The 12922-nt window shown below is 62.4% G+C and carries 13 protein-coding genes; 8 read left to right on the top strand and 5 right to left on the bottom strand.

Annotated features, from left to right (window positions below):
• Positions 1–158 precede the first annotated feature (158 nt).
• The 3 genes from bfr to BLT26_RS01905 form a co-directional block, all read right to left on the bottom strand.
• Complete coding sequence (gene bfr, locus BLT26_RS01915; protein WP_091507347.1) at positions 159–638, bottom strand: bacterioferritin; 480 nt, start codon at positions 636–638, stop codon at positions 159–161.
• A gap of 352 nt (positions 639–990) precedes the next feature.
• Positions 991–2304 carry a DUF2254 domain-containing protein gene (locus BLT26_RS01910; protein WP_091507344.1) on the bottom strand — a complete coding sequence of 438 codons (1314 nt, stop codon included), beginning with the start codon at positions 2302–2304 and terminating at the stop codon, positions 991–993.
• Positions 2305–2454: 150 nt separating this feature from the next.
• The gene (locus BLT26_RS01905; RefSeq protein ID WP_091507340.1) at positions 2455–2667 is read right to left on the bottom strand and encodes a bacterioferritin-associated ferredoxin; all 213 of its coding nucleotides are present in this window, start codon (positions 2665–2667) and stop codon (positions 2455–2457) included.
• Between the two features lie 381 nt (positions 2668–3048).
• Here BLT26_RS01905 and BLT26_RS01900 point away from each other — a divergent pair, with 381 nt between their 5' ends.
• The 7 genes from BLT26_RS01900 (at position 3049) to BLT26_RS01870 (ending at position 10602) form a co-directional block, all read left to right on the top strand.
• Positions 3049–3651 carry a peroxiredoxin gene (locus BLT26_RS01900; protein WP_091507336.1) on the top strand — a complete coding sequence of 201 codons (603 nt, stop codon included), beginning with the start codon at positions 3049–3051 and terminating at the stop codon, positions 3649–3651.
• Between the two features lie 226 nt (positions 3652–3877).
• The gene (locus BLT26_RS01895) at positions 3878–5074 is read left to right on the top strand and encodes a serine hydrolase domain-containing protein (protein ID WP_091508712.1); all 1197 of its coding nucleotides are present in this window, start codon (positions 3878–3880) and stop codon (positions 5072–5074) included.
• A gap of 110 nt (positions 5075–5184) precedes the next feature.
• Positions 5185–7104, top strand: coding sequence for a molecular chaperone HtpG (gene htpG, locus BLT26_RS01890; RefSeq protein WP_091507333.1), 1920 nt, complete (start codon positions 5185–5187; stop codon positions 7102–7104).
• 248 nt (positions 7105–7352) lie between these two features.
• On the top strand, positions 7353–8393 hold the full coding sequence (locus BLT26_RS01885; RefSeq protein ID WP_091507329.1) for an NAD(P)H-dependent glycerol-3-phosphate dehydrogenase: 1041 nt from the start codon (positions 7353–7355) through the stop codon (positions 8391–8393).
• 7 nt (positions 8394–8400) lie between these two features.
• Entirely contained in the window at positions 8401–9084 is a 684-nt protein-coding gene (locus BLT26_RS01880; protein ID WP_091507326.1) for a DUF4389 domain-containing protein, read from the top strand.
• 50 nt (positions 9085–9134) lie between these two features.
• Positions 9135–9590: a SixA phosphatase family protein gene (locus tag BLT26_RS01875; protein WP_091507323.1), complete on the top strand. Its 456-nt coding sequence runs from the start codon at positions 9135–9137 to the stop codon at positions 9588–9590.
• A gap of 142 nt (positions 9591–9732) precedes the next feature.
• Positions 9733–10602 (top strand): alpha/beta hydrolase, encoded by an 870-nt coding sequence (locus BLT26_RS01870; protein ID WP_091507319.1) that lies wholly within the window; start codon positions 9733–9735, stop codon positions 10600–10602.
• A 139-nt stretch (positions 10603–10741) separates the two neighbouring features.
• Here BLT26_RS01870 and BLT26_RS01865 read toward each other — a convergent pair whose 3' ends face one another.
• Both BLT26_RS01865 and folE read right to left on the bottom strand, forming a co-directional pair.
• The gene (locus BLT26_RS01865; RefSeq protein WP_091507316.1) at positions 10742–11086 is read right to left on the bottom strand and encodes a 5-carboxymethyl-2-hydroxymuconate Delta-isomerase; all 345 of its coding nucleotides are present in this window, start codon (positions 11084–11086) and stop codon (positions 10742–10744) included.
• 86 nt (positions 11087–11172) lie between these two features.
• Positions 11173–11712 carry a GTP cyclohydrolase I FolE gene (gene folE, locus BLT26_RS01860; RefSeq protein ID WP_091508709.1) on the bottom strand — a complete coding sequence of 180 codons (540 nt, stop codon included), beginning with the start codon at positions 11710–11712 and terminating at the stop codon, positions 11173–11175.
• Positions 11713–11878: 166 nt separating this feature from the next.
• Between folE and prmB the strand changes: the two genes are divergently transcribed.
• Positions 11879–12802 carry a 50S ribosomal protein L3 N(5)-glutamine methyltransferase gene (prmB, locus tag BLT26_RS01855; RefSeq protein WP_091507312.1) on the top strand — a complete coding sequence of 308 codons (924 nt, stop codon included), beginning with the start codon at positions 11879–11881 and terminating at the stop codon, positions 12800–12802.
• Positions 12803–12922: the final 120 nt, after the last annotated feature.

Raw genomic sequence — 12922 nt, 5'->3', positions numbered from 1 at the left:
TCGTCATGCCGGCGAAGGCCGGCATCCAGTGGCGCCGGGTTTCCGGTACGGACGTAAGCCGGATTCTCGCACGGAAGGGCGGGAAGCGACGTGAATAAGGGAGAAAGAAGGGGGAGGGCAGCAGGGGCCTGCGCGTTTGCAGGCCCGCGCCGAAGGGATCAGTCGGAGGCTTTTTCCATCTGGGTCTGCAGGTAGTTCTGCATGCCCACCCGGTCCATCAGCTCCAGCTGGGTCTCCAGCCAGTCGACGTGTTCTTCCTCGGACTCGAGGATTTTTTCCAGCAGCTCACGGCTGCCGTAGTCGCGCACGGATTCGCAATAGGCGATGCCGTCGCGCAGGTCGGGGATGGCCTTGGACTCGATCTTCAGGTCGCACTCAAGCATCTCTTTCGGGTTTTCGCCGATCAGCAGCTTGCCCAGGTGCTGCAGGTTGGGGATGCCCTCCAGGAACAGGATACGCTCGATCAGCCAGTCGGCGTGTTTCATCTCGTCGATGGACTCGTCGTATTCCTTCTTGCCCAGCTCTTTCAGGCCCCAGTTGTCGTACATGCGCGCGTGCAGGAAATACTGGTTGATGGCCACCAGCTCGTTGCCCAGCGCCTTGTTCAGGTGTTCGATAACCTTGGGATCGCCTTTCATAGCTTCTGCTCCTGTGCCCGCACTGCCGGGTAAGCACCCGCGGGAAAGTCCTGTTGTGAATTGGTTGTCTCCGCACGCCGGCAGCCTTCCTTGAATTTTATTGTAGGGCGGCCGGCGTTTATCCGGTGGAGTTTGCGGTGCTGGCTGTGGCAAGTCAAGCGCGGTGGAAGTGCGCGCAGACCCTGTATTTAAAGGGTTTAACGCAAATTTGGCCGATAAGCGGAACGAAAACGATTCCTGTTAAGAAGGGCGGCTGCGCTCGCGAGGCCGGTCACAGTGGCAGCAGGCGCAAAGGAAAATTCCGGTAAGCCTGAATTGCAGCCATGGACATATTCGCAGCGGGGGGAGTGGCTCAGTTGGTGAGTTGCGCGGTGATTTCTTCCACGGTGGATTTAATTTTCTCCAGGTCTCTCCTGCTTTCGATAAAAATCTCACAGTCCTCCTCGAGTCCCTTTACATAGGCGAGCAGGCCGCTGCGATCATCACCGCGGCCACAGGCCCTGCTGAGCCTGAGCAGGGAGGCAAGCAGGTGGCGGACAAACACGCCGTTGGCACGCCCGTGCTCACAGATTTCATCAAGCGAGGCGTCCAGCAGGTCGGAGAAACTGAGTTCGCAGGTGATCAGTCGCAGGCGCCCGGTGTCATCGGCAAAGCAGTTGGGGGGCTCCGGTCGCTGCAGGACGGTACCCAGGCCTTCCACCAGCCGGTCGACACAGGTGTACGCGGTGAAGGGGTCGTTGACTCCCGGCGAGAGGGCGCGCACGGCGATCTGCGACAGCTGGCGGATGGAGAAAACAATATCCTGTTCCGCAGTGGGGACCGGTCCCATTTCCACAGCCCACTGCGTGCCGTGAATCAACTCCTCCATCTCTGCCGGCGGCTGGTAGACGCGGCCGATCACTCCCCAGTGGGTAATGTAGGCGCCGGGGTGGCAGGTGATGTGCAGGCAGCAGTCGTATTTCTCCGCCAGTGCCTTCAGTGCCGGCTTGTTGATCAGCTGCACATAGCCGCCACTGCCGCTGGGGATATTGACCCAGCCACTGCCGAGGTCGAGGCGTTCCTCATCGAATTTTTCGCCCTCGGCGTCAGACCAGGATTTGGGATACTCGCGCGCGATTGCCGCGTGGAGTTCCTTGTTGATCTGGTGGGTGATGTTGTCCACCTGGATGGTCTGCGCCACGTTGTGAATGAAGAACACCAGGAAACCGATGCTGACCAGGGCCAGGAATACCCCGGCGTGCACCGCGAGGTCGTAACTTCGATTAGTGTCACTGAGCACATCGATACTGCGGATCGTCACCAGCGCGTAGACGAACGTGGCCAGGAATATGCCCAGCGCCACCTGGGTGCTGCGGTCGCGGACAAAGTTGCGCACCACGCGCGGGCCGAACTGGTTGGAGGCGAGGGTGAGGGCCACCACGGTAATGGAGAAGACGGTACCGGCGACGGTGATGGTGGAGGCGGCGATGGTGGAGAGCAGGGCGCGGGCGCTCTCGGCGTCCCGGATCCTGAGCCAGTCCAGGCCGGTGAAGCCGGCGGGGTCGTACCAGTTGTCCAGCAGGCGCAGCAGCGAGGCCAGCAGTATCGCGACCACGATCATGGTGGCCGGTACCGTCAGGAAGCTGGTGCGCAGTTTTTCGCTCAGGTGCAGGAGGTATTGCCGCATGGTGTCCCGCAGGTAGCCGCAGAAGGTTTCCTTAGCTTAGAACCTATTTGCGTACTGTTGCGCCGGGGCACAGTCTGGCGACACGGACAGGGGATGGGCCGGGCGACCGACCTGGGCGACCAGTGTGGTCGCCCGGGGAGAGACAGGGGCTCAGCTGGCGGAGTAGAACAGGCCGTTGCTGGCGTTGGCCACAATGCCACCGCCCATGGTTTCCTCGATGATTTCCTGGGTGAGCTCGGCGCAGCGGCCGCACTGGGATGATACGCCCAGCTGGCGACGCAGGGCCTTCACCGAGGTGGAGCCGTCGTAAACCGCCTCCTTGATCTGGCGGTCGGTGATGCCTTTACAGATACATACGTACATCGCGGTACTACCCTGAAACTGGCGCAAACTGGCCCAAATAAGAACGATGCGCAGATCGTATTGCAATTGAGAATGAGTGTCAATAAGGTTCTGCGAACGCTCAGTTTTCATTCTAGCTGACGAGTTTGTGACCCACAGGGTGATTTGCGACGCAGGGGTCGGGAAGCGGTGGGGGAGTCGCCAGGCGGCGAGCAGAAAATGCGGGCCGGCGCATTGAAGAAGCCGCTATCGACACCATATAAATTTTCTATGGGACTGGCCGGGGGTGCTGTGTATCATTGCGCACCACTATCAAGTCCGTATCAATTTATAAGTTTTGATTATAAATTGACCGCATCGACGTTTTAATCAGCAATCCAACACTGGAATGAGGAGGCTTTTATGGCAGTTCTGGTAGGCAAACCTGCTCCGGACTTCACCGCTGCCGCGGTACTGGGCAACGGCGAGATCGTTGAGGACTTCAACCTGGCCGAGACCATCAAGGGCAAGAAGGCAGTGATCTTCTTCTACCCGCTGGACTTCACCTTCGTGTGCCCGTCCGAGCTGATCGCTTTCGACCACCGCTTCGAGGAGTTCAAGAAGCGCGGCGTTGAGGTGATCGGTGTTTCCATCGACTCCCAGTTCTCCCACAACGCCTGGCGCAACACCTCCGTCAACGACGGCGGTATCGGCCAGGTTCAGTACGCCCTGGTTGCCGACGTCAAGCACGAGATCTGCCAGGCCTACGACGTAGAGTCCGAGGGCGGTGTGGCCTTCCGTGGCTCCTTCCTGATCGACGAGGAAGGTGTGGTACGTCACCAGGTGGTCAACGACCTGCCGCTGGGCCGTAACGTGGACGAAATGCTGCGTATGGTCGACGCGCTCAAGTTCCACCAGGAGCACGGCGAAGTCTGCCCGGCAGGCTGGCAGGAAGGCGACAAGGGCATGAACGCCTCTCCGGAAGGCGTTGCTGCTTACCTGAGCGAGAACGCCGAGAAGCTGTAAGCCAATCGGCCCCGCGCCCCCGCAGGGCGCGGCGCACAGGCACGAAACCGCCCCCCGGGGCGGTTTTTTTGTGCCTGTGCCACAGGCTAAAGCCGATGCAGAGCACGCGATTTGTGATTACAATGTCTCTGTTTTCGTGACAGGCGGCACAGCGGTCGAATTTTTCCGCGGGCTGCTAGTCTTATACGTAAATACTGTGACCTGCCGCGGCGGCCTGAAGTACGGCATGAAACCCTCGATCCTGATCTCATATATCCTCGGCTGGCGTGCTTCACGCGCCCTCCGTTGTTCCCTGGCCCTGGTGCTGGCTGGCCTGTGGCTGCCCGCCTCGGCGGCGGACATCAATGCGAGTGCGAAAGAATTCGACCGCTACTTCCAGCACCTGATGAAGAAAAGCGGGGTGCCCGGTGCCGCCTACGTGATCGTCAGCGGCGACGAGGTGGTGGCCATGAACACCCATGGTGTACGGATCAAGGGCAAGCGGGCCAAGGTCGACCGCAACACCGTTTTCCGTCTCGCCTCCGTCTCCAAGACCTTTGCCGCCAGCATGGCGACGGTGCTGGAGCACGAGCAGAAGTTCGACTGGGGCGACAAGGTGGTGCGCTATGTGCCCGAACTGCGCTTCAAGACCCCGTCCCTGTCCAAGCAGTTGCAGGTGCAGCACCTGCTGAGCCACTCCTCGGGCCTCACGCCGAATGCCTACGACAACTACCTGGAAGATGACCAGCCGCTCAGCAAGATCCTGCCCAAGTTCGCCAATATCGACCCGCGCTGTACCCCGGGCAAGTGCTACGGCTACCAGAATGTCCTGTTCAGCCTGATCGAGGACGTGATCCAGAAGGCCACAGGTGTCTCCTACGAGCGCCAGCTGAAGGAGCGCTTTTTCACCCCCCTGGACATGGAGAATGCCTCCCTGGGCTGGGAGAAGTTCATGGCCTCCGATAACCGCGCGGCCCCCCACATCCAGACCGGCCGCGGCTGGCGCCCGGTGAAGGTGGAGCGCGAGTATTACCTGGCGGGGCCGGCCGCGGGCGTCAATGCCAGTATCTCGGACATGGCCCAGTGGCTGAAGGCCCAGATGGGCTACTACCCCAAGGTGCTGTCGCCGGAAGTGATCGCCGACATGACCACCGAGCGGGTGGAGACCCGTCGCCACATGCGCCACCGCATCTGGCGCGACTACCTGTCCCACGCCGGCTACGGCCTGGGCTGGCGCCTGTACACTATCGGTGACGACCGCATCATCTACCACGGTGGCTGGGTGGCCGGCTTCCGCGCCGCGGTGGCCTACTCGGAAAAGCTCAAGATCGGCATCGCCATCCTGATGAACGCCGAGTCGCGCGTCATTTCCGACCTGACTGCCAACTTCGTGGTGGATATCACCGGCAACGGAGCCCTCTCCACCGCCCTGGCCGGCGAATAACGGCCGGTCACCTCCCTCCCCGGACCTCCCGCCGCCGCGGCCCTTGAAACAGGCCGCCGCGGCCCAATATTGCCCTCTGTTCCGAATCTAGTGACAGGGGAGACCAATCCATGACCGTCGAGGCCCAGAAAGAGAGCCACGGTTTCCAGACGGAAGCCAAGCAGCTGTTGCACCTGATGATCCACTCGCTCTACTCCAACAAGGAGATCTTCCTGCGCGAGCTGGTATCCAACGCTTCCGACGCCGCCGACAAGCTGCGCTTCGAGGCCCTGGCCAGGCCGGAGCTGCTCGAAGAGGACCCCGACCTGCGCATCCGCATCGAGTTCGACAAGGAAGAGGGCACCATCACCATCACCGACAACGGCATCGGCATGAGCCGCGATGAGGTGATCGAGAACCTGGGCACCATCGCCCGCTCCGGTACCGCCAGCTTCCTGCAGAACCTCACCGGCGACCAGCAGAAGGATGCGCACCTGATCGGCCAGTTCGGTGTGGGTTTCTATTCCGCATTTATCGTCGCCGACAAGGTGGAGGTATTCACGCGCCGCGCCGGTGCCAGCGCCGACCAGGGCGTGCACTGGGAGTGCCACGGCGAGGCCGAATACACCATCGAGAATGTCGAGTGGCCGAGCCGCGGCACCCGCGTGGTGCTGCACCTGAAAGATGATGCAAAAGAATTTGCCGATGGCTGGCGCCTGCGCTCCATCATCAAGAAGTACTCCGACCACATCGCCATCCCGGTGGAGATGCTGAAGGAGCAGGGCCCCGCTGCCGAGGGCGAGGAAGAAGAGAAGAAAGACAAGGCGCCGGAATTCGAGGCGGTCAACGCCGCCCAGGCCCTGTGGACCCGTCCGCGCAGCGACATCAAGGCGGAGGAGTACCGCGAGTTCTACAAGCACATCGCGCATGACTTTGACGACCCGCTGACCTGGAGCCACAACCGCGTGGAAGGCACGCTGGACTACACCAGCCTGCTGTACATCCCCGCTCGTGCGCCCTTTGACCTGTACCAGCGCGACGCCTCCCGCGGCCTGAAACTGTACGTACAACGCACCTTCATCATGGACGATGCCGAGCAGTTCCTGCCGCTGTACCTGCGCTTCGTCAAGGGTGTGCTGGACTCCAACGACCTGCCGCTGAACGTGTCCCGCGAGATCCTGCAGAAGGACCGCAATACCGACGCCATCAAGAGTGCGCTCACCAAGCGCGTGCTGGACATGCTGTCCAAGCTGGCGAAAAAGGACGCGGACGAATACCAGAAGTTCTGGGACCTGTTCGGCAACGTGCTCAAGGAAGGCCCGGCAGAGGACTTCGCCAACAAGGAGAAGATTGCCAAGCTGCTGCGCTTCTCCACCACCCACACCGACGAGCCGAAGCAGGACCAGTCGCTGGAGGATTACGTCGGTCGCATGAAGGACGGCCAGAAGTACATCTACTACGTGGCCGCCGACAATTTCGCCACCGCCAAGTCCAGCCCCTACCTGGAGGTGTTCCGCAAGAAGGGCATCGAGGTGCTGCTGCTCACCGACCAGGTGGATGAGTGGTTCGCCGGCCATATGCACGAGTTCGACGGCAAGCCGTTCCAGGACGTGGCCAAGGGCGCACTGGACCTGGGCGAAGCCGAGACCGACGAGGACAAGGCCGAGCGCGAGAAGGTCGAGAAGGATGCCGGCGCGCTGGTGGAGCGGGTCAAGGAAGTGCTGGAGAACCGCGTTGAGGAAGTGCGTGCGACCACCCGCCTGGTGGATTCGCCCGCGTGCCTGGTGGTGAGCGAGCAGGACCTGGGCCCGCAGATGCGCCGTATCCTCGAGCAGGCGGGGCAATCCCTGCCGGAGGCCAAGCCGATCTTCGAGCTGAACCCGTCCCACCCGCTGGTACAGCGACTGGACCAGGAGCAGGACGAGGACCGCTTCGCGGACCTCACCAATATACTGCTGGACCAGGCCAACCTGGCCGCCGGCAACCAGCTGGCGGACCCGGCCGACTACGTGCGTCGCCTGAACGCGCTGCTGCTGGAGTTGAACGCCTGAGGCTAAAGCCTCCTGTGCAGGGGCGGCGGTCTGCCGCCCCTGCATCCTGCCTGCCCCTTCCAGTCAACGCCGGCCACAGTGCTGGCCAACTTTTACCCGATTTGCCTGCCGGATCACCCCGGTTGTGTGGAATCTGACCGAAAACCACTTTTTTTTCCTGCCTTCGTTGGGCTCGCCTGACTCGCCCTCTATAATCCGCTGGATCACAACAAAGACTGTTTTTCCCAATTCAATCCCATCGGATCGGTATGACACAGACGGAAACTTCTACGCCCTTTTCCATCGCCGTACTGGGCGGCGGCAGTTTCGGTACCGCCATTGCCAACATCGTTGCCGGTAACGGCCACGACACTCGCCAGTGGATGCGCGACCCGGAGCGCGCGGAGAGCTGCCGCAACCTGCGCGAGAACCGCTATTACCTGCCCGGCGTGACCCTGCACCCGGAATTGAAGATCACCGCGGACCTGGAGGAGGCGCTGGCCGGATGCCAGATCGTGTTTGTCGCCATTCCCAGCAAGTCGTTCCGCGAAGTGGTGCGTCGTGTGGCGCCTCTGCTCTCTCCGGGTACCATGCTTATCTCCACCACCAAGGGCATCGAGCACGACAGTTTCCACCTGATGAGCGATATCCTGCGGGAGGAAACCACCGACATGCGCGTGGGCGTGCTGAGCGGCCCGAACTTTGCGAAAGAAATTGTCGCGGGGCACTACACTGCCACGGTGATCGCCAGTGAGCATGATGAGCTGTGCAGCAGCATCCAGAAGGCGCTCCACTCCGAGACTTTCCGTGTCTATTCCAGCAATGACGTCTTCGGTGTCGAGCTGGCGGGTGCGCTGAAGAATATTTACGCCATTGTCACCGGTATGGCGGTGGCTCTCGACCGCGGGCAGAACACCATCAGCCTGCTGATCACCCGCGCCCTGGCCGAAATGATGCGCTTTGCCGAGGCAATGGGCGCCGACCCCATGACCTTTATCGGCCTGGCCGGCGTGGGTGACCTGATCCTCACCTGCTCCTCGGACCTGAGCCGCAACTACCGGGTGGGCTACCTGGTGGGGCGCGGCCGCGCGCTGGAAGAGGCGGTAGCGGAAATCGGCCAGGTGGCCGAGGGCGTGAACACCGTGCGCCTGATCAAGCACAAAGCGGATGAATTGGGCGTCTACATGCCCTTGGTTTCCGCAATTCACGCCATATTATTTGAAGAGCGCCCGATTCCGGAGGTAATACGCGATTTGATGTCGGGTGCACAAACGTTCGATGTAGCCTATTCGGCTAAACCCCAAGGGTAGAAATCATATGGATAATGAAGAGCTGAAAGACAACCTCACCTCCGGCAACCACTGGATGCGCCTGCTGTACATGGTGCTGTTCGTGGTCCTGCTCGAAATCGCCGGCTTCGTGATGCTGGCAGTGGTGATCCTGCAGTTCCTGTTCTCGATTTTCACCGGCGAGCCCAATGGCAACCTGCGCCGGCTGGGGGACCAGATCGCCTCCTACGTATACCAGACGCTGCAGTTCCTGGTGTACAACACCGAGGAAAAGCCTTTCCCGTTTGCCGAGTGGCCGGAATCCGATGTGGAAGACCTGTCCGGTTACGAGAGTGCCGAGGAAGTGGAAGGCGAGGTAGTCAGCGAAGGCAAGGCCGGGCACGAAGATGTGCCCAGGGAAGAGAAAAGCAAGGGTGCGGGTGCCTACGTGCCGGTCGAGCTCGGTACCGAGGGCGAGTACGAGGAAGAGCGCGAGGAGGAGAAGTCAGGCAAGTCCTCGAGCGCCAAATCCACCTCCGCCAAGAGCAGCGCCTCCAGTGCTACCAAGGGTAACGGCAGCAAGGGCAATGGCAGCAAGCGCAACGGCAGCAAGAGCGCATCGGCGAAAGGCAGCTCTGGCAAGAGCAGCTCCAGTGACAGTTCCAGCAAGAGCACTGCAACCGAAAGCAGCGCCGGCAAGGACACCGCCAGGGACGACGACAACGAGAAATAGTGACACCTTCGCCGGTGGGGGGCGACCCGCGGACGACATGGAGGTTTCCAGTGCAGTTACTGATTCTGCGTCACGGCGAGGCCGAGCCCATGGTGGGCGAGGACAGTGAGCGCCAGCTCACCGATCGCGGCCGGGCCCAGGTGGCCTGGATCTGCGACCGGCGCGCCGACGAACTGGCACAGGTGCGGGCGATCTGGGCCAGTCCCTTCGTACGCACCCAGCAGACCGCGCAGATCGTCGCCGGCCGCCTGCGACAGCGGGTGGACACGCAACCGATCCTGGTGGGTGATACCGACCCGCAGGAAGTGCTCGATGCGCTGGGACGCGCGGCACACTTTCCGCTTTTGCTGGTGACCCACAACCCGCTGGCCAGCATTTTGGTGAACGACCTCTGTGGCAGTGCCGGTGCCCACTCTCTGGGTACTGCCAGCCTGGCCTGCCTGGAGTCGGAGGTGTGGGCCGACGGCTGCGCCGAGCTGTCGTGGCTGCAGCACCCGGAAGCCTGAGTTAAGCGATCGCCGCGCAGCCGGAGCCGGCGCAAGCCTGTCCCGGTGCACACAATCGACCACCCTTCCTGTCCCCGGAAGTCATTGCTTCCGCGTAGCAGCCCCTGCAACATCAGCGGCTGCTATTCAAAGATGTTGCCCTATGACTGAGACTCCCCGCGAAATCACCCTCGACTTCAATCACCGGACCATTGCCGCCCGCCGCTGGGGTGATCCCGATGGAGTGCCGGTGCTGGCGCTGCACGGCTGGTTTGATAATTGCGCCAGTTTCGACCGGCTCGCCCCGTTGCTGGAGGGTATCGACCTGGTTGCGATCGACATGGCCGGCCACGGCCGGAGCTACCATCGCTCATACGATGCCAACTACAACATCTGGGAGGAAGTGGAGGATGTGGTGGGGGTGACCGAAGCACTGGGCTGGCGCCGCTTCTCCCTGCTGGCGCACTCGCGTGGCGCGGTGGCCTCCATGCTGGCCGCGGGCGCCTTCCCCAGGCGCATCGAGCGAATGGCGCTGATCGACGGCCTGGTACCGCCGCCTGCATCGGCAGGGGAGGCACCGGAGATCCTCGCCCGCGCCATTGCCCAGCGGGCCCGGTACGGTGCCGTGCGGCCGCGCGAGTTCAGTAGCCTGGCGGAAGCCACCGAGGCGCGGCGTAACGGTATGTTCAAGCTGTCACAGGCGGCGGCCCGCGCCCTTGTCGAGCGAGGCACGCGCCCGGGACGCGAAGGGCTCACCTGGAGCAGTGACCCGCGGTTGAAGGCCACCTCCACGGCCAAGCTCACCGACGACCAGGTGCGCGCCTTCCTGGACCGGATCCACGAGGCGGACGTGCCCGTCCGGCTGGTGCTGGCCCTGGACGGCATCGAGGGCATGGCCGAGCGAATGCAACCGCTGTTGCAGGGCTATTCCAATATTGCGGTGCGCGAGATGCACGGCGGCCACCACCTGCATATGGAAGAGGGCGCGGAAGAGATTGCGGAGTGGTTCGGCCCCTTCCTGCGCGGCGAATAACCCGGCGCAATTTCACGTAGGAGCGGCCGCTGGCCGCGATCAATCACGGCGCCGGGCGGCCACAGGCCAGCTAGCACCGTAGGAGCGGCCCATGGCCGCGACTAAAGGATTACAGATAGAAACCGCCGGCTGCGCGGACTCAGAACGGCAGGCGCTTGGAGTAACACGCGGGGTCCATCTCCCGCACTTCCACCGTCACCGCCGGCACCCCGTCGGCGAACTGGCACAGGGCATTGAAGACCGCCGAGCTGAGCGCTTCGCGCTCGCGTTCGTCGCGCCCGTCCAGCAGGCGTACCTCGGCGTGGATAAAGCTGCCTCCCTTCTCCCCGGCAATAAAGTGCCGGTAAGGCAGCGCGCGGGTCTTGATGGTGTGGGGCGCAAACAGGCCCGAGCGGTGCATGGCCTCCTGGGCCGTACTCACGAGGGCGGGGATGGAGATGCTGTCTTCCAGCTTTTCCGCGTATTCGATTACCAGGTGGGGCATGGTCTCTCTCCGTGACAGGGTGACGCCGGCGGGCGTGCGACACCTCCCTGTGCCGCTCGTTGGGGATAGGGTGGTATTACCGCATTTTAGCGAATCAGGGACAGGAACTCGGTGCGGGTGGCCTGCTGGCTGCGGAATGAGCCCAGCATGGCAGAGGTTTTCATGACCGAGTTCTGCTTTTCCACGCCGCGCATCATCATGCACATATGCTTGGCCTCGATGATCACGCCCACGCCGGCGGCGCCGGTGACATCCTGCAGGGTCTCGGCGATCTCCACCGTCAGCTGCTCCTGGATCTGCAGGCGCCGGGCGAACATGTCGACGATGCGCGCCACCTTGGACAGGCCCAGCACCTTGCCGTTGGGGATATAGGCCACATGGGCCTTGCCGATAAACGGCAGCAGGTGGTGCTCGCACAGGGAGTAGAGCTCGATATCCTTGACCAGGACCATTTCGCTGCAGTCGGAGGGGAAGATGGCGTCGTTGACGATCTCGTCGAGGGACTGCTGGTAGCCCTGGGTCAGGTACTGCATCGCCTTGGCGGCCCGCTTGGGGGTGTCCCGCAGGCCCGGGCGTTGCGGATCCTCACCGATTGCCTCAATAATTTGCGCGTAGTGTTCGTTCATCTGGTCCAGTTCCAATATCTCAGCCCGAGGGGCGGGTGCGCTACCCTAAGCTTTTGTCATCTTTGAGTAAAGATCCGCCGTAAGGCACCATTATACCCCGCTTGCGGGCGGGTGGATCAGTCCCCGTCGGGCTATCCCTGCCCCCAGTGAAAGAAGGATAGAGTGAATGATCGAGAAGCGTGAGGCGTCCCTGCACGAACTGCACACCCTGCTGGACTATGTGCGCTGGGGAACCAGCCGGTTCAATGAGGCCGGGCTTTGGTTCGGTCACGGCACCGACAATGCTTGGGACGAGGCCCTGCTGCTGGTGATGCACACCCTGCACCTGCCCATGGAGAGCAAGCCGGAGGTGCTGCAGGCACGGCTGACCATGGAGGAGCGCCGCGATGTAATGGCGATACTCGAACGGCGCGTGCAGGAGCGCCTGCCGGCCCCGTACCTCACCCACGAGGCCCACTTCTGCGGCATGACCTTCTATGTGGACAGCCGGGTGCTGGTGCCCCGTTCGCCAATCGGGGAACTGATCCGCAACGGTTTCGAGCCCTGGTTGCAGGTGGAACCCCGGGCAATCCTGGACCTGTGCTGCGGCAGTGGCTGTATAGGCATTGCCTGCGCCGAGGCTTTCCCGGAAGCGCGGGTAGACCTGAGTGACATCTCTTCCGGTGCGGTGGAAGTGGCGCAGACCAACATCAATCGCCACCAGCTCAATGAGCGGGTGAGGGCGGTGCAGTCCGACATGTTTGGCGAGCTGGAGGGGTGCAGCTACGAGCTGATCGTCTGCAACCCGCCCTATGTGGATGCCCGCGACCTGGCAGAAATGCCCCAGGAGTACCGGGCCGAGCCGGAGATTGCGCTTGGCTCCGGCGAGGACGGGCTGGATTTCACCCGGCGCCTGCTGCGCGAGGCCGCCGATCACCTGCAGCCGGATGGCCTGCTGGTATGCGAGGTGGGCAACAGCTGGGAGGCCCTGGAGGCGGCCTTCCCCGAGGTGCCGTTCCTGTGGCCGGAATTCGCCGATGGCGGTCACGGTGTGTTCGTTATCAGCCGCGAGGACCTGCTGGCCTATCGCCATTGTTTCGGGGCGGGTTGAGACAGCAGCGCCGGCCGGCGCAATCCTCTATAATGGCGCGCCTTTGCGCTATGTTTTCCTGCGGCCGGCCCCGAATCGGGGTGCGGGCGGGATAATTCACTGATACCTGCGAGCCACGGA

Source organism: Microbulbifer yueqingensis (assembly GCF_900100355.1).
GTDB classification, from domain to species: Bacteria; Pseudomonadota; Gammaproteobacteria; order Pseudomonadales; family Cellvibrionaceae; genus Microbulbifer; species Microbulbifer yueqingensis.
Note: the sequence above shows the minus strand (reverse complement) of the source record. Positions and strands in the feature narration are given on the sequence as shown.